Annotated in this window: 14 protein-coding genes and 1 tRNA gene; 10 read left to right on the plus strand and 5 right to left on the minus strand. The window is 70.5% G+C overall.

Annotated features, from left to right (window positions below; all coding sequences use genetic code 11):
• Window positions 1-62: 62 nt before the first annotated feature.
• The 3 genes from ACQUQD_RS25590 to ACQUQD_RS25600 all read left to right on the plus strand — a co-directional run bounded on the left by ACQUQD_RS25590 (window position 63) and on the right by ACQUQD_RS25600 (window position 2,133).
• On the plus strand, window positions 63-803 hold the full coding sequence (locus ACQUQD_RS25590; protein ID WP_428957654.1) for an HAD-IIA family hydrolase: 741 nt from the start codon (window positions 63-65) through the stop codon (window positions 801-803).
• 72 nt (window positions 804-875) lie between these two features.
• Complete coding sequence (locus tag ACQUQD_RS25595; RefSeq protein ID WP_428954469.1) at window positions 876-1,451, plus strand: hypothetical protein; 576 nt, start codon at window positions 876-878, stop codon at window positions 1,449-1,451.
• A gap of 7 nt (window positions 1,452-1,458) precedes the next feature.
• On the plus strand, window positions 1,459-2,133 hold the full coding sequence (locus tag ACQUQD_RS25600) for a class F sortase (RefSeq protein WP_428954470.1): 675 nt from the start codon (window positions 1,459-1,461) through the stop codon (window positions 2,131-2,133).
• A 261-nt stretch (window positions 2,134-2,394) separates the two neighbouring features.
• Here the strand turns inward: ACQUQD_RS25600 and ACQUQD_RS25605 are convergent, their stop codons facing one another.
• On the minus strand, window positions 2,395-3,138 hold the full coding sequence (locus tag ACQUQD_RS25605) for an ANTAR domain-containing protein (protein ID WP_428954471.1): 744 nt from the start codon (window positions 3,136-3,138) through the stop codon (window positions 2,395-2,397).
• Between the two features lie 161 nt (window positions 3,139-3,299).
• Here ACQUQD_RS25605 and ACQUQD_RS25610 point away from each other — a divergent pair, with 161 nt between their 5' ends.
• Window positions 3,300-4,301: a glycoside hydrolase family 6 protein gene (locus ACQUQD_RS25610; protein ID WP_428954472.1), complete on the plus strand. Its 1,002-nt coding sequence runs from the start codon at window positions 3,300-3,302 to the stop codon at window positions 4,299-4,301.
• 59 nt (window positions 4,302-4,360) lie between these two features.
• On the opposite strand, the gene ACQUQD_RS25615 is transcribed toward ACQUQD_RS25610, so the two are convergent.
• The 4 genes from ACQUQD_RS25615 to ACQUQD_RS25630 all read right to left on the minus strand — a co-directional run bounded on the left by ACQUQD_RS25615 (window position 4,361) and on the right by ACQUQD_RS25630 (window position 9,546).
• Complete coding sequence (locus ACQUQD_RS25615) at window positions 4,361-6,298, minus strand: galactose oxidase-like domain-containing protein (RefSeq protein WP_428954473.1); 1,938 nt, start codon at window positions 6,296-6,298, stop codon at window positions 4,361-4,363.
• On the minus strand, window positions 6,295-8,232 hold the full coding sequence (locus ACQUQD_RS25620; protein ID WP_428954474.1) for a glycosyltransferase family 2 protein: 1,938 nt from the start codon (window positions 8,230-8,232) through the stop codon (window positions 6,295-6,297). Before ACQUQD_RS25620 ends, ACQUQD_RS25615 begins: the two co-directional genes overlap by 4 nt.
• A 345-nt stretch (window positions 8,233-8,577) precedes the next feature.
• Window positions 8,578-9,270, minus strand: coding sequence for a FadR/GntR family transcriptional regulator (locus tag ACQUQD_RS25625; RefSeq protein ID WP_428954475.1), 693 nt, complete (start codon window positions 9,268-9,270; stop codon window positions 8,578-8,580).
• Window positions 9,271-9,472: 202 nt separating this feature from the next.
• Window positions 9,473-9,546: transfer RNA gene (locus ACQUQD_RS25630), tRNA-Lys, on the minus strand.
• A 225-nt stretch (window positions 9,547-9,771) separates the two neighbouring features.
• Between ACQUQD_RS25630 and ACQUQD_RS25635 the strand changes: the two genes are divergently transcribed.
• The 6 genes from ACQUQD_RS25635 (at window position 9,772) to ACQUQD_RS25660 (ending at window position 15,925) form a co-directional block, all read left to right on the plus strand.
• The gene (locus ACQUQD_RS25635; protein WP_428957655.1) at window positions 9,772-11,097 is read left to right on the plus strand and encodes a peptidoglycan-binding protein; all 1,326 of its coding nucleotides are present in this window, start codon (window positions 9,772-9,774) and stop codon (window positions 11,095-11,097) included.
• A 72-nt stretch (window positions 11,098-11,169) separates the two neighbouring features.
• Window positions 11,170-12,438: an SPFH domain-containing protein gene (locus ACQUQD_RS25640; RefSeq protein ID WP_428954476.1), complete on the plus strand. Its 1,269-nt coding sequence runs from the start codon at window positions 11,170-11,172 to the stop codon at window positions 12,436-12,438.
• 161 nt (window positions 12,439-12,599) lie between these two features.
• Window positions 12,600-13,211 (plus strand): lytic polysaccharide monooxygenase auxiliary activity family 9 protein, encoded by a 612-nt coding sequence (locus tag ACQUQD_RS25645; protein WP_428954477.1) that lies wholly within the window; start codon window positions 12,600-12,602, stop codon window positions 13,209-13,211.
• A gap of 109 nt (window positions 13,212-13,320) precedes the next feature.
• Complete coding sequence (locus ACQUQD_RS25650; protein ID WP_428954478.1) at window positions 13,321-13,755, plus strand: DUF3592 domain-containing protein; 435 nt, start codon at window positions 13,321-13,323, stop codon at window positions 13,753-13,755.
• Window positions 13,756-13,773: 18 nt separating this feature from the next.
• Window positions 13,774-14,202: a hypothetical protein gene (locus tag ACQUQD_RS25655; RefSeq protein ID WP_428954479.1), complete on the plus strand. Its 429-nt coding sequence runs from the start codon at window positions 13,774-13,776 to the stop codon at window positions 14,200-14,202.
• A 55-nt stretch (window positions 14,203-14,257) separates the two neighbouring features.
• A complete protein-coding gene (locus ACQUQD_RS25660; RefSeq protein ID WP_428954480.1) occupies window positions 14,258-15,925 on the plus strand; it encodes an AMP-binding protein in 1,668 nt (555 codons plus the stop codon).
• The last annotated feature ends 50 nt before the right edge of the window (window positions 15,926-15,975 follow it).

Raw genomic sequence — 15,975 nt, forward strand, 5'->3', positions numbered from 1 at the left:
GGCGAACCGCAGGAGTGCACCCCATGGCAGAGCGCAAGCCCATCGATTCGTGGCTCACCGACATGGACGGGGTGCTCATCCATGAAGGAGTCCCGATCCCGGGCGCCGACGCCTTCATCAAGAAGCTCCGCGACTCCGGCAAGCCGTTCCTGGTGCTGACCAACAACTCCATCTACACCGCCCGCGACCTCCAGGCCCGCCTCACCCGCATGGGCCTGGAGGTCCCGGTCGGCAACATCTGGACGTCGGCCCTGGCCACCGCCAAGTTCCTGGACGCCCAGCGGCCCGGCGGCACCGCGTACGTCATCGGCGAGGCGGGCCTGACCACGGCCCTGCACGACATCGGCTACGTGCTGACCGACCACGCCCCCGACTACGTGGTCCTCGGCGAGACCCGCACCTACTCCTTCGAGGCCATGACCAAGGCCGTCCGCCTCATCAACGGCGGCGCGCGCTTCATCTGCACCAACCCCGACGAGACCGGCCCCTCCACCGAGGGCCCGCTGCCCGCCACCGGCGCCGTCGCCGCCCTGATCACCAAGGCGACGGGCAAGCAGCCCTACTTCGCGGGCAAGCCCAACCCCCTGATGATGCGCACCGGGCTGAACGCCATCGGGGCGCACTCCGAGACCAGCGCCATGATCGGCGACCGGATGGACACCGACGTGCTGGCCGGCCTGGAGGCGGGCATGCAGACCTTCCTCGTGCGCACCGGTCTGACCAGTGACGCCGATATCGCGAAGTACCCGTTCACCCCCTCGCACGTCGTCGACTCCATCGCCGACCTCGTCGACCTGGTCTGACCCGCGCCCGGCCCCTCCCGGGATGCGGAAAGCCGCCGGACGCGTGAACCTGCCAGTATCAGGAGGTTCACGATGCGTGCTGGTCTGCTTGCTCTGAGTGCCGCGGCGGCGGCCGTCGCCCTGGTGACCGTGCCGGTGGGGCCGGTCGCCACCGCCCGGGCCGCCGACCGCGGCGGCTCCGTCGCCGTCACCCCCGCCGCGGTACCCGCCGGCACCGAGGTCGACCTGCGCGTGAGCGGCTGCGACGGCACCACCGGCCGCGCCTCCTCCGACGCCTTCGTCACGCCCGGCGTGCTCGCCCCCTCCGCGGACCGGCCGACGCTGTTCGCGGAGGCCCGCGTGAAGTCGTCCACCGCCCCGGGCGACTACGAGATCAAGGTGACCTGCGACGGCGTCGACGCCAAGGTCAAGGGCACCGTCCGGGTGCAGGCGAACAGCCCCTCGCCGGCACCGACGCCGACCGCGCCCGTGCACGCCGGAGGCGGCGGCGCGGCCACCGGACTCGCCGCCGCGCACACCGCGCCGCGCGCCGCCATGGCCGACGGCCCCGGCACCCGGCACGCCGTCATCGGCCTGGTGCTCGCCGCGATCGCCGCCGTGGCCGTGGCCTTCCGCAGCGTCCGGCGCCGCCGGACCCCGCAGGAGTGAGCGCGCCATGAGCGACCGGTCGTCGCACGGCGTCGGGCGGCTGATCACCGGCGTCGCCTGGGCGGTCCTGCTGCTCGGCCTGTGGCTGTGGGGCCGCGGCATCACCGACGTGAACCTCTCCTCGCCGACCACCGGCGACGCGGCCGCCGTCGGCCGCCCCCTCGGCGTCGAGCTGCCCGCCGCCCACAAACCCGTCAAGGCGGCGAAGCCGCAGCGCATCGACGTCGCCGCCCTGCGCATCCAGGCCCCCGTCGTGGCCCGTGGCCTGGACGGCGGCGGCGCCGTCGACCCGCCGCCCTACAGCCAGGCCGGAGTCGTCGGCTGGTACGGCGCCGGCGCCCGGCCCGGCGAGCGCGGCACATCCCTGTTCGTCGGGCACGTCGACACCGAGAGCAAGCCCGCCGTCTTCTTCCACCTCAGCGAGGCCAAACCCGGCGACACGGTGCGGGTGGTGCGCGACGACGGCTCGGTCGCCGAGTTCACCGTCGACGACGTCCAGGTCTTCTCCCGCGACTCCTTCGACCCGCACCGGGCGTACGGACAGCACCGCTCCGACCGCGCCGAACTGCGCCTGATCACCTGCGGCGGAACCTTCGACAAGGCGTCGCGTACGTACACCGCGAACGTCGTCGTCTCCGCCTATCTGACCGGGATCGACGAGGCGCCGAAGCGGGAGAGCTGACATATGCGGCACCCGGCCCGGCCGACGACCCGCTCCCCCCGGAGCCGTCGGCCGGGCTGGTCCTCGACCGCGCGCGCTACGGGTTGCGGGAGTAACCCGGCGTCGGCGCGGGAGGTTCGAGGGGTCGTCCGGTCCTGCGGGCCGAGGTCTTGGGCCACTGGCACCGACTTTAGAACGGATGGGGCGCGCAGCCTAGAGGGCGTTTGACGCCAAGTACGAGGCTGGTGGCACAGCGTGGTCATCGCAGGTGGACGGCACTTTTCAGGAAGGTCCGGACTTGTCGTGACGCAACTCCCCGTCGGTCAGGGTGCGATGGATCACGGAGTGCGCGACCTGGCCCATGGGCAGCCGGTTCCTGCGTGCGTACTGGCGCAATATCGTGAAGGCCGCGTCCGGTGTACTGTCCCAGCGCTCGGCGAGTATGCCCTTTGCCTGCTCGATGCGCACGCGGCTGGCAAGTGCCCCTTGCAGCTGCCGTGAAAGCTCCTTGTACTGGGCGTAAGCGCGCTGGTTGTACAGACCGACGGCCGCGGCGTCGGCCAGTGTCTGTGCGAATGCCAATCCGCGTTCGCTCCGGGGGAGTTCGGGCAGCGTGATGCCGAGCACGCCGAACACGTCCTCGCGCCGGCGCAGCGGCACCGCGCAGGCGGCGGCGACCCCGTGGGCGGCCGACGCGAACGCGGGCCAGCGGGCCACGGCCTCCTCGGAGTCCAGGGCGACCGGCGGCACGGCCTTCCCGGTCTCCAGGCTGTCGCGCGCCGGACTCGTGGACCAGTCGCCCCGCAGCAACCTCCCGGCACAGGCGTCCTGTTCGGTGCTCTGCGCGACCAGCACGGGGCCCTCGGGGCGGCGCAGGAACACGCCGGCGCCCCGCGAACCGGCCAGCTCCGCGCAGGAGTCGGCCAGCCGCCGCAGGTAGCGGGCGACGTCGAAGTCGTCGAGGAGCGTGTCCACGCACTCCAGCAGGGCTGAAGCCAACCGCAGTTCGAGGGTTCCCTCCGCCATGGCCCTGCCCCTTTCGTCCCTCGGGAGAGACGTCCGCTGATCGCCGCCTACCCCGTTGCGGCGGGCTGTAACAGGTCTTTGACAAGCGAGGTCCGACCTCGTGGTCCGAGCTGGACGTATGTCACGATTGGAGACCAGACAGTGCACCCAAGGGGGAGTGGATGTACCGGAAACTGAGGGCCGGGGCAGTCGTCGTGGGGGCGGCGCTGCTGGTGTCCGCGTGTTCCTCCGGAGGCAAGGACAAGGACGGCTCATCGAGCCCTCCGGTGAAGCAGCAGCCGAAGAGCGCCGATCCGTTCTGGGTCAACCCGGACAGCAAGGCCGCTCAGGCCGTCGCGGCCCTGGAGGAGGACGGCAAGGGCGACGAGGCCGACAAGGTCCGCAAGATCGCCGAGCAGCCCAGCGGCGAGTGGATCCTGCCGGAGAACGCGCAGGAGCAGGCGCGCGGCTACACGGAGGCCGCCGAGAAGGCGGACCGGGACGCGCTGCTCGTCCTCTACAACATCCCGCACCGCGACTGCGGCCAGTACTCCGGCGGCGGCGCCGCCGACGGGAACGCGTACCGGGAGTGGATCGACCAGGTGGCGGCGGGCATCGGCGACCGGCCCGCCACGGTGATCCTGGAGCCGGACGCCGTCCAGCACATGGTGGACAACTGTACGCCGGAGCAGTTCCACGAGGAGCGCTACGACCTGCTCAAGGGCGCCATCGGCAAGCTCCAGTCGCTGAAGAACACGACGGTCTACCTGGACGCGGGCAACGCGGGCTGGGGCAAGCCCGACCAGATCTTCCAGCCGCTGCAGTGGTCCGGCATCGACCAGGCCGACGGCTTCTCGGTGAACGTGTCGAACTTCTACACCACCGACGACTCCGTGAAGTACGGCAAGGAACTGTCGGCGAAGGTCGGCAACAAGCCGTTCGTCATCGACACCAGCCGGAACGGGAACGGACCGTACACGGCCGGCTCCGCCGACGAGCGCTGGTGCAATCCGCCCGGGCGGGCGCTGGGCGAGACCCCGACCACGAAGACCGGCGACCCGCTGGTGAAGGCGTACCTCTGGGTCAAGCGTCCCGGCGAGTCCGACGGCACGTGCAAGGGCGGCCCCAAGGCCGGGGAGTGGTGGGGCGCGTACGCGATGAAGCTCGCCGACGCCGCCAACTGACCGGGCAGGCAGACACGATGCAGGGGCGCGGGAGACAACTCCCGCGCCCCTGAAGCCTGTTACGGCACGTGCACCCACTGGGCCTTGCTGGGCGTGCCCTGATCATCCGTCACGAACAGCATGTACCAGCCCGATTCGACCAGCGAGCGGTTCTTCGGCACGGTCACCGTGACCGAGTCGTCGGACTTCTTCAGGTCGAGAGCGATCGACGTCTGGTCGACGTCCGTGACATGCGTCGACGCGCTCGGCCGGATCAGCCGGGCCGTCGTGATCGACGACGCGTGGTCCGTCCGGTACGTCGCCGAGGAGCCCCGCGCGATCGTCTTCTCGCCGCCCTGCAGCGTGGGCCGCGAGTCCCGGTACAGATAGGGCGGCGTGTAGATCTCGATGCGCTGCTCGAACTCGCCGGGCTTGGTGTTCGCCTTGTCCGCGTAGAGCGAGTCGGAGCCGAAGAACAGCACGCGCCCGTCGGGCAGCAGCAGCGACCCGGAGTGGTAGTTGCGGCCCACCAGCGGGTCCGCGACGCGCTTGAACGAGTTCGTCTTCGTGTCGTAGATCCGCGCCTGGTGGATGTTGGAGTCCCCGCGCCCGCGGTAGTCCTCGGAGCCGCCGGAGATCAGCACGCTGTCGTCGGGCAGGACCGAGGCCTGCGGATAGCGGGTGCCCTTCTCCAGCTCGGGGCCGTCCACGAACGTCGGGTCGGCGGCCTTGAGGTCGACGATCCGGGTCTTCTTGCTGGACAGCTTGGACTCGCCGACCCCGCCGCCGCCGACCACCATGTACTTCTGGTTCTGCGCGGGCGGCAGCTCGACCGTATTGGCCGTCTCCATCATGTTGGCGTCGGAGAGCCCCGGGATCTTCTGGAACTTGTTCGTCGTCAGGTCCCAGATGCCGGGCTTGCGGCCGACGTTGTCCGGTCCGTAGCCCGCGTTGGCACCCGAGTAGAAGATCTTGCCGTTCTCCATCTGGAACAGCGCCGGGTACGTCGGGAACTGGCGGACGTCCTTGAGGTACGTCCACTTCTTCGTCTTCGGGTCGTACACCTCGTTCTTGCCGGGCACCAGCTGCCCGATCTCGTCGAGGCCGGAGACCGAGAGGACCTTGCCGTCCGAGAGCGTGGTCAGCGTGGGGTACCAGCGCGCCTCGTTCATCGGGTCGACCTTGATGTACTTCTCGGCGACCGGGTCGAACTCGTAGGAGTCCTTGATCCCCTGGAAGTCCTTCTTGTCGAGGGCGAGCTTCTGCGCGATGCCGTACACATTGCGCGCGTCGGCGCCGGTGAGGCCCTGCACCCGGTAGTTGTCCTGGGTGCCGGTCTCGTACTTGGTGCCGCTCTTCTGCGCCTCGACGTAGACCCGGCCGATCCCCGGGTCGTTGCGCAGGAACTTGCCGGTCTGCGGGTCGAAGACCTTCTTGGCCCGCTCGACGGTGATGTTGATGTCCGAGACGAACGTCTTGCCGTTCTCCTTGCCGGTGAACTTCGTACCGGCCTTGATGGTCTTGGGCGCGTCCGGGTCCTCGTTGTGGACGATCATCAGGCCGCCGGCCTTGGTGACGTCGCCCTTGAGCTTCTCGTACTTCTTGGTGCCGCCCGCGATCAGCAGGTTCCCGTTGGCCAGCTGCGTGTGGCCCGTGCAGAACAGGTCGCTCGGCGTCGGGATCTTCTTGATCGTCTTCTTCACCGGGTCGTACAACCGGGTGTCGAACTTCTTCGCGTCGAAGTTCTTCTGGTTGTTGCCCGAACCGGCCACCAGCAGGATCTTGCCGGTGCGGAGCAGCGCCGCGTGGATCGTGTTGAGGCGCATGTCCTTGGGGAAGTCGATGACGTCCCACTTGCCGTTCTCGGCCTTGTACTCGGGTCTGTTGATCTTGTAGTCGTGGTACTTGGCCGACCCGAAGCGATACAGCCAGGGTCCGTTCATCCCGGCCAGCGCCAGTACCACCACCGTGCCGATGGCTATCCGTCGGGCACGGCGGCGGCTCGCACCGTCTTTCACTTGTTACGTCCCCCCAGGGAGATCTGCATGGTCTGGTCGTTGCCCCCGTCCGCGGCCCAACTGGGCTTCGGCTGCGGCGCACCGTGCGGCTGCGCGGCCTGCTGAGGCAGCCCCGGCTGCTGGGGCGCCTCGGCGGCGTGCTTCGGCTTCTTCTTGTCCTGCCGCAGCATGTACCGCCAGGCGAACATCGGCAGCGCGGTGATCAGCAGGGCGAAGCACGCCCAGGTGATCATCGCCGGGTGGGAGTGGCCGAACACGAAGCCGGCGGCGATCGACCCGGCGAAGATCAAGATGAAGTACCAGTGGTACCGGAACGTCCCGAACCACCGGTCGGGGCTGGCCGAGTCGCCCTTGGGGGTGACCACGAACTTGCTCTTGCGGCGCAGCATCGAGTCGATCAGCGCCTTCGCGTACAGCGGCGCGGACAGCGCGGACATCACCATACCGGCGACGCCGCCGGAGCCCTCCGGCTCGTGCGGCGAGACGTTGTGCCGGCGGTTCCAGATGTACAGGCCGATCTGCAGCGCCGACGCGTTGCCGTACAGCATCAGCCAGATGGTCGGGTCGATGTTCACACCCGAGGCGCCCAGACCCAGGAACAGCGCACAGCTCAGCGCCGCCAGGATCCAGTTCATCGCCGCCATCGGGTAGAAGATGATCATCATCGTGTAGTTGAAGAGCTTGCTCGGCGGGAGCGTGAAGAAGCCCTTCCAGTACTGCTTGAGGATCGTCTCGTACGTACCGCGCGACCAGCGCATCTGCTGCGTGAAGAAGTCCGTCCAGGCGCTCGGGCCCTCACCGACGGCGAGCACGTCCGGCGTGTAGACCGAGCGCCACTTCTTGCCGGTGGCCGGGTTCTTGTGGCGGTGGATCTCGAAACCGGTCGCCATGTCCTCGGTGATCGAGTCGTACAGGCCGCCGATCTGCTTGAGCGCCTTGATGCGCACGGCGTTCGACGTGCCGACGAACATGGGCGCGCCGTAGCGGTTGCCGGCGCGCTGGATCAGCGCGTGGAAGAGGAACTGCTGGGACTCGGCGGCCTTGGTGACGAAGTTGTCGTAGTTGCCGTAGACCTGCGGGCCGATGACGAAGCCGACGTTCGGGTCGCGGAAGAAGCCGAGCATCCGCTCCAGGTAGTTGGGCATCGGCACGTGGTCGGTGTCGACCGAGGCGAAGAAGTCGTAGTCGTCGCCGTGCGCGTCCAGCCAGGCGTTGTAGTTGCCGTGCTTGGTCTTGGCCCGGTGCGGGCCCTTCGGCTGGTTCCACTTCGCGACGCCCTTGCGGGAGAAGTGGTGCACGCCGAGCCGCTCGCAGACCGCCTTGACCTCGGCGTCGTCGCCCTCGTCGAGCAGCCAGATGTGCAGAAGGCCCCGGTGGCGCAGCTTGACCGCCGCCTCCAGGGTCTTCGTCACCATCTCGATCGGCTCCTTGCCGGGCACGAACGAGGTCAGGAACGCGACTCTCGTGCCGGTCTCGGGCACCACCGGGATCGGGTCGCGGGCGACCAGCGTGGCGTGCGCGTTCGACAGCACGTTCATGCAGCGGAAGAACTCGATCAGGCCGATCGAGACGAGCATGACGATGTCGAGCGCCGGCAGGAAGTCGTACTTCACGTAGTCGCGCTCGGTCCAGTGCTCGGGCTGCAGCAGCCAGAACAGCAGCACGAGGGAGAGCAGCGGGGCGGCGCCCAGCATGAGCGCGGCACGGAGCCGGTGCGGCTCCTGCGAGAGCAGGGAGCGGTACTGGACCTCGTACGGCTTCGTCGGATCGGGCTGCGTGAGGGGTCCGGCGAGGCGGCTGTAGTGCTCGTAGTCGTACCGCGGCAGCGACTTCTTGATGCGTCTGAAGCCGCCGGTGCGGTGCGGCGGTACGCGCAGCTGGGTCGTTTCGGACGCGTCGAAGTTGTGCCGGGCGCCGGTCGGCGTCGACGTCATGAGTCATCCCCCCGCACGCGAGTCACCGCGTGGTCGTCGGTTCGCACCCGGGCCGGTCCCCCTCGACCGTTCCGGGCGTATCAGTGGCAGGCCACCGTCCCACCCTCTCTAAGACTGGAACGACAACCTTCCGGTTGCATGATGCCCCCCTCGGCATCGCTTCATGAACGGGACCCCCATACCCGTGCCTTCAGCAACCGGATCGTGCCGTGTTCCCGCCGTACGGGCCTCGGTGCGGCCTCCAACTGCCTTGCACCGTAAGCCTCATTGGAGCCAATGGCTCCAGGATAGGGTGCTGCGCCCCGCATCATGATCGCAAGGGCGATACGCAGCGAAACATGGTGTTTACCGGTCTTGCTGTGGGGTTGCTGCCAATCGGAGCCGAATGTTCCCGAAGTGATCATGTATCGCCCGCTCCGCCCGGATCATGTCCCCGGAGCGCACCGCGTCGAGGATCTCCCGGTGCTGACGGCAGGTCACGACCGGGTCCTGCGGCACGTCCACGAGGTCGGTGCGCACCCGGTGGAAGGCCTCCCAGAAGGCCTCCATGACCTCGCCGAGCAGCGGGTTGCCCAGGCTGCGGTAGAGGGTGGCGTGAAAGGCGCGGTCGGTGGCCGCAGCGACCGCCGCGTCCGGGGCTGCGGCTTCCTTCTCCATCTGCGCGACCAGGGCGTCGAGTTCGGCGAGGTCGGAGTCCGGCACCTTGCCCGCGAGGCGCGCCACGAGCCCGGTCTCCACGGCCTCGCGCAGTTCGAGCAGCTGGAGCAGGCCGTCCTCGCCGCGGTAGTGCGCGGCGACGGTGCGGAAGGTGAGGCCCTCGACCATCGGGGCCATCGACATGGACCCCACGTAGGTGCCGAAACCGTGCCGGATCTCGACGATGCCCATCGCCTGGAGGGCCTTGAGCGCTTCCCGAACGGAGTTGCGACTGACGCCGAGGAGTTCCATCAACTCGGGCTCGGTGGGCAGCGAGGCCCCCGGCGGAAGCCGCCGGTCGACGATCAGCTTCTTGATCTGTTCCTGGAGGTCACGCGGCATGGGGTCACGTTAGCCGTACGACGGGGGCAGGGACCCCGGTCGGGGGTCGGGCTCTGCGGCATCTGTGGTGCGGGCGGCGACCCCGCGCGGGGGGTGTGGGTGGCGGAGCCACCCCCCGGACCCCCAGCCGCGAAGGGTGCCGAGGCGGAATCGGTCCAACACCGAAGGCCCCCCGCTGATGCGAGAGGCCTTCGATCGTCTGTGCGCCGCCAGGGACTCGAACCCCGGACCCGCTGATTAAGAGTCAGCTGCTCTAACCAACTGAGCTAGCGGCGCCTGCTGACCTGCATAACTTTACCCGACCTCCAGGGGTGCTCCTGACCACTCGACGCGCCGAAGGAGGGGTCGATTTGTGCCGATTTCCATCATTCGGACCGTCAACATGCGATTTGCGTAGAGAGTTGAGACGCTTCCTGCGTGCGAGCACGAGGCTCATCAGTCCAACGGTCGGCACCGGAGTGTGAGGGGAATCGCATGGATCGCGGCGAGGGCAGGGAGCGCATGGAGACTCCGGTCTTCGAGGAGATCGACCCGGCGGGCGACTGCGGCTGCGCGGGCTGCGCCCAGTGGCGCCGCACCGTCCCGCACCCGGTGCGCACCAAGGTCGGCGCCCGGCACATGCTGGTCGCCGCCGCCGCGGCCGGCACCGTCATCGGCGGCCTCCAGCAGGCCCCGGCGATCGCGGCCGGACACCACGAGGCCAGACCCCAGGACCCCGGCCCCGACGGGACCTCCACTCCGCAGGGCGGCACCAGCGCGCTGCACGGGGCACCCGGCGCCCCCGGCTCCGCGGCGGAAACCGTAGACCTCGCCCGGCAGAGCGCGCTGCGCACCACGACCCGGGCCGCGATCATCAACCGCGCCAAGACCTGGGTCGCGGCGAAGGTGCCGTACAGCATGGACAAGTTCTGGAAGGACGGCTACCGCCAGGACTGCTCGGGGTTCGTCTCCATGGCATGGGACCTGCCGGGCAACGAGTGGACGGGCAGCCTCGCCGCCTACGGCACCCGGATCACCAAGGCCCAGCTGCAGCCCGGCGACATCCTGCTCTTCCACAACCCCGCCGACCCGGAGAAGGGCTCCCACGTCACGATCTTCGGCGGCTGGACCGACTACACGCGCAGCTACTACATCGCCTACGAGCAGACCCGCCCCGGCACCCGCAAGCAGTCCACCCCGTATGCGTACTGGAGCAATTCCAGCAAGTACCTCGCCTACCGCTACAAAGGCGTGAAGGCGGGCACCACCTCGGGCTCCGACGCGTCGGCGACGACGAAGTACCCGGGAGCCGCGTCCTTCGGGCCCGGCGCGAACAACGCGTACGTGACCCAGCTCGGCAAGCTGCTCGTGGAGCGCGGCGGCAAGCGGTTCTACAGCGAGGGGCCCGGCCCGCGCTGGGGCGAAGCGGACCGCAAGGCGACGCAGGCGTTCCAGAAGGCGCAGGGCTGGACCGGCGCCGACGCGGACGGCATTCCCGGGCCGACGACCTGGTCGTACCTGGTCAGCGGCAAGGGCAAGGACATCCCCGGCAGCGGCAGCGGCAGCGGCGGCGGCAGTGGTGGGAGCGGCGGCGCCAAGGGGAGCAAGGTACCGGCGTTCCCGGGGGCGGCCACGTTCCGGCCCGGCGTGAGCAGTGCCTCGGTCACCCAGCTCGGCAAGCAGCTCGCGAAGAAAGGTTTCGGCAAGTACTACACCCAGGGTCCGGGCCCGCGCTGGGGCGAGGCGGACCGGCGCAATGTCGAGGCGTTCCAGCGGGCCCAGGGCTGGCGGGGCGCGGCGGCCGACGGATACCCGGGGCCGGAGACATGGCGGCGGCTCTTCTCGTGAACGGTGCGGGCCGGTGAGGCGGCCCAGTGGTGAGCAGGCGGCAGGCGGCGACATCTCAGTACGGAGGCGAGGATGAGTACGACGGCGGAACAGCCGGAACGGGCAGCGGAGCGCCCGGCGCCGGAGGCCGACGACGACCGCGCGACGGGCGGCCGGAGCGCGGCCGACGACCGGAGCGGCGCCGGCGGCAGGACCGAGCGGTCCGGCCGGGCCGAGTCCGGGCGGGAGGGAGCGGGGCCGGTCCCGGGTGCCGGACCGCCCGCGGGCCGGGGCACCCGGCTCATTCACAACGAGGCGACCACCGAGATCCCCCTGCACCTGCTGTTCCGGGACGACCCGGAACCGGTGGCGGTGCCGCTGCGGCCCGCCGTCGTGGGCACCGGCACCGGCGGCGGCCGCCCCGCGCCGCGCCCGCACCTGCGCACACCGGCCCGGCCGGTGCCGTCCCTCGACCCGGACCTCGGGGAGCGAGCCGGGCGGGTGCTGCCCGGTGCGGTCGGGGTGTTCGGCGGGGCCGTGGGCGCGGCCGGCGCCGCGGTCTCCCTCGGGTGGGCCGGGGCGCTGCCGCGGATCATGACGGAGATCGCCGGGCTGCCCGGGTACGAGGGCGTGGGGCTCGGCGCTGCCCAGTGGGCGGCGCTCGCGGGCTCCGGCGCGCTCGCCCTGTTCGGGTTCGGCGGGCTCGCCCGCGGCCGGGCCGGGCGGGCCTGGGTGCTCACCCTGTTCGGGCGCTACCGGGGGAGTGTGCGCAGGTCCGGGCTGCTGTGGGTGAACCCGCTGCTGCTGCGCCGCCGTGTCGACCTGCGGCTGCGTCACTGGCGCAGCGAGCCGATGCCCGCGGTCGACGCGAACGGGGTCGCGCTGCGCGTCGTCGTGCTCGTCGTGTGGCGGATCAAGGACACGGCACGGGCCACGCTCGGCGTGGAGGACCACGAGGAGTACCTGCGCGAGTGCGTCGAGGCGGGGCTGGCCCGGGTCCTGTCCCAGCTGCCCGCCGACGCCTTCCACACGGACGCCCCGACGCTGCGCAACGCCGAGGCCGTCGGCGATCTGCTCACCCGGCGCCTGGCCACGGACGCCGAACCGGTCGGCATCGAGGTGTTCTCGGCGCAGCCGACGCGGATCGAGTACGCGCCCGAGGTGGCGGCCGCGATGCAGCGCCGCCGGATCGCGGCGCTCGACGCGCAGCACCGCGACAGTGTGCTGACCTCGGTCGTGGACTCGGTGGAGGACACGGTGACGAGGCTGACCACCCGGGGTCTGGTCGAGCTGGACGACTACGAGCGCAGGGCGCTGGTGAAGGACCTGACGGTGGCGTTCTACACGGGCCGGGGTGAGTGACGGGCACCGAACCCGAGGGTGTGGGCCGGTCAAGGATCGGTACGGTCACGTCTTTGTCTGGACACGGCCAACTCCCGGCAATACATTGGGGGTTGGTCTAGACCTGGAATATCGCTGTGCGCACGGCTTCCGGCACTCCCCACACCCCCAGGAGCGGCAGCATGCGGAAGACCTCCCGACGTACCAAGACCTACGCGGCCCTGCTCGGCCTCACGACCGCGGGGGCGTTCGCGCTCTCGGCCGGAGGCGCGAGCGGCCACGGCTACACCGACCTGCCCATCAGCCGGCAGAAGCTCTGCGCCAACGGCACCGTCGCCAACTGCGGCAACATCCAGTGGGAGCCGCAGAGCGTCGAGGGCCCCAAGGGCTTCCCGGCCGCCGGTCCCGCCGACGGCCAGATCTGTTCGGCCAACCACGGCGAGTTCGGGCAGCTCAACGCGCCCAAGCAGCCGAACGGCTCGGCCTGGCCCACCACCAAGGTGACGGGCGGTCAGAGCTACACGTTCCGCTGGCAGTTCACCGCCAGACACTCCACCACGGACTTCCGCTACTACGTCACCAAGAACGGCTGGGACGACAGCAAGGCGCTGACCCGGTCCGCCCTGGACACCACCCCGTTCCTCACGGTGCCCTACAGCGGCCAGCCGCCGGCCACCCTCTCGCACTCCGGCACCCTGCCCTCCGGCAAGTCCGGCCACCACGTGATCCTCGCGGTGTGGACGATCGCGGACACGGCGAACGCGTTCTACGCATGCTCGGACGTCACGTTCTGACGTTCTGAGGTTCTCTTGAGGCGCTTTCGCCCCGGACGCGGGTAGCTTCCCCGCACACCGCCCGATCGCGGGGCGGTGTGCAGGGGAAGCACGACTACGGGGGAGTGCCATGGACCTGTTCTTCTATCTCGTGCCGGTGTTCATCGCCGGGGTGGCGCTGTGCATGGGGTGGGCGGTGGCGCGGCAGTCGCTGCGTCTGCGCACCGCCTGGCGCGGCGGGCTCACCGCCGAGGCGCGCTGCCTGCGCGCGTACACCCGGACGAGCGGCGGCGACCGCCCGCACACGACACAGCACCACGTCTACGAGTTCACCACCGGCGACGGCCGTACCGTCCGCATCGACGAGGCGGGTGGCCCCGCCGTGACGGTCCAGGGCGACGTGGTGGTCGTGCGCTACGCGCCGGACCGCCCCGAGCACGCCACGGCCCACGCGCCGCGCCCCGCGGTGAACGTGGCGGGGACGGTGCTGCTGCTCGGATTCGTGGGACTGGTCGTGGCCTTCTGCGTATTCTTCGTGGCCGATCTGCCCACCGAACACTTCTGAACCGGGGGTCCCGCGGCCATGGACGGCTTCGTCTTCCACATATGTTTCCCGCTGCTCATAGTGCTGCTGATCTGGGCCGCGTACGCGATCGTGCGCCGCGCCAGGGAGCGGCGGGCGGCCTGGGAGAGCGGGCTCACCGCGCAGGCCCGGGTCGTGGCCGCGTACGTGCGGGTGCAGATGGTCAACAACGTGGCCCGGCGCATCCAGTGGCACGAGTACGACTTCACCACCGAGGGCGGCCGGGCCGTGCGGTTCAAGGAGTCCGGCGGGCCCGCGAGCCGCGGCCGGGGCGACGAGACGCTCGTGTACTACGTGGCCGCAGACCCCGAGAAGGCCACCGCCTCCGAGCCGCAGCCGGGCAAGGACATGTTCGGCACGGTGTTCGGCCTCGTGGTGATCGCGGTCGGAGTGATCATCCTGGCCAAGGTGACCGTCCAGTACTGGTGAGCCGGAGGCGCACGCCCCTCCACATCTGACGACACGTCAATTACCGTGCGCCGCCATGGGATCCATGACGCGCACCTTCGCGGAACTCGTCCAGGAGCGATGGGGGGACCACCGGCCCGGGCTCGCGTACGACGATCAGGTCCTCAGCCACCACCAGGTCGCCGCGGGGGCGGCGGCGCGGTCGGCACTCCTCGCCGATCTGCTGCCCCGCGGCGCCGAGCCGCACCTCGGGGTGCTGCTCGACAACACCCCCGAGTTCCCCCAGTGGCTGGGCGCGGCGGCGCTCGCCGGAGCCGCCGTCGCCGGGATCAACCCGACCCGGCGCGGCGCCGAACTGGCCCGCGACATCACGCACACCGAATGCCGGGTCCTCGTCACCGAGCGGGCCCATCTGCCCCTGCTCGACGGCCTGAAGCTGCCCGGTGTGCGCGTCCTCGTGACCGACACCGGGGCGTACGACGAACTGCTCGCCCCGTACGAGGGCACGAAACCGGAGAGCGCCGCCGGGGTCGGGCCCGGCACCCGGATGCTGCTCTACTTCACCTCCGGGTCGACCGGCGCGCCCAAGGCCGCCATCTGCACCCAGGGGCGCCTCGCCGCGGCCGGACGCTCCCTGGTCGACCACTTCGGCGTACGCGCCGACGACGTGCACTACATCTGCATGCCGCTCTTCCACGGCAACGCCGTCATCGCCGACTGGGCCCCCGCGATGGCGGCGGGAGCGGGCGTGGCACTGCGCAGGCGCTTCTCGGCATCCCACTTCCTGACCGACGTGCGGAAGTTCCGGGCCACCTACTTCACGTACGTGGGACGCGCCGTGCAGTACATCCTGGCCACCGACGAACGCCCCGACGACCGGGACAACCCGCTGCGCGTCGGCTTCGGCACCGAGGCGGGGGCGGTGGACGCGGTCCGCTTCGAGGAGCGGTTCGGGGTGCGGCTCGTCGAGGGGTACGGCTCCTCCGAGGGCGGCGCCGCCGTGCAGCGGACCGCCGACACCCCGCCCGGCGCGATCGGCCGCGCGGCGCCCGGCGACGACCTCGTGGTGCTCGACCCGGAGACGCGGGAGCCGTGCCCGCCCGCCGCGTTCGACGCGGCCGGGCGGCTGGTCAACGGCGCCGAGGCGATCGGCGAGCTGGTCAACCGCGGGCGCTCGCCGTTCGAGGGGTACTGGCGCAACGACGCCGCGTACGCCGAGCGGGTCCGGCGGGACGGCTGGTACTGGACGGGCGACCTCTTCTACCGGGACGCGGCCGGCTTCCTGTACTTCGCGGGGCGCGGCGACGACAAGATCCGGGTGGACAGCGAGAACCTCGCCCCCGCCATGATCGAGAACATCCTCGCCCGCTGGCCCGACGCCGCGGCCGTCGCGGTGTACGGGGTGCCCGACCCGGTCTCCGGGGACCAGGTGATGGCGACCGTGGCGCCCCGCGCGAAGGCCGCGTTCGACCCGCTGGCCTTCGGCGAGTTCCTGCTGACCCAGGGCGACCTCGGCACGAAGATGGCGCCCCGCTTCGTACGCGTGGTGGAGCGGATGCCGGTGACGGCGACGAACAAGGTGCGGCGCGGGGAGCTGCGCCGCGAGGGGTTCTGGAGCGGGGGAGAAGTCTGGTGGCGCCCGGCCGGCGAGGTGACGTACCGGCGGCTGACGCCGGACGAGCGGTCCGCCCTGGTGGACACCTACCGGGAACAGGGCCGCGAGGGCCTGCTCCCGACCCCCTGACGATCTTGGTCACCAGCACCCTCCGGACCAGGTACTATTTACGAGTCAGC

This window comes from Streptomyces sp. cg35 (assembly GCF_050410835.1).
Lineage (GTDB): Bacteria > Actinomycetota > Actinomycetes > Streptomycetales > Streptomycetaceae > Streptomyces.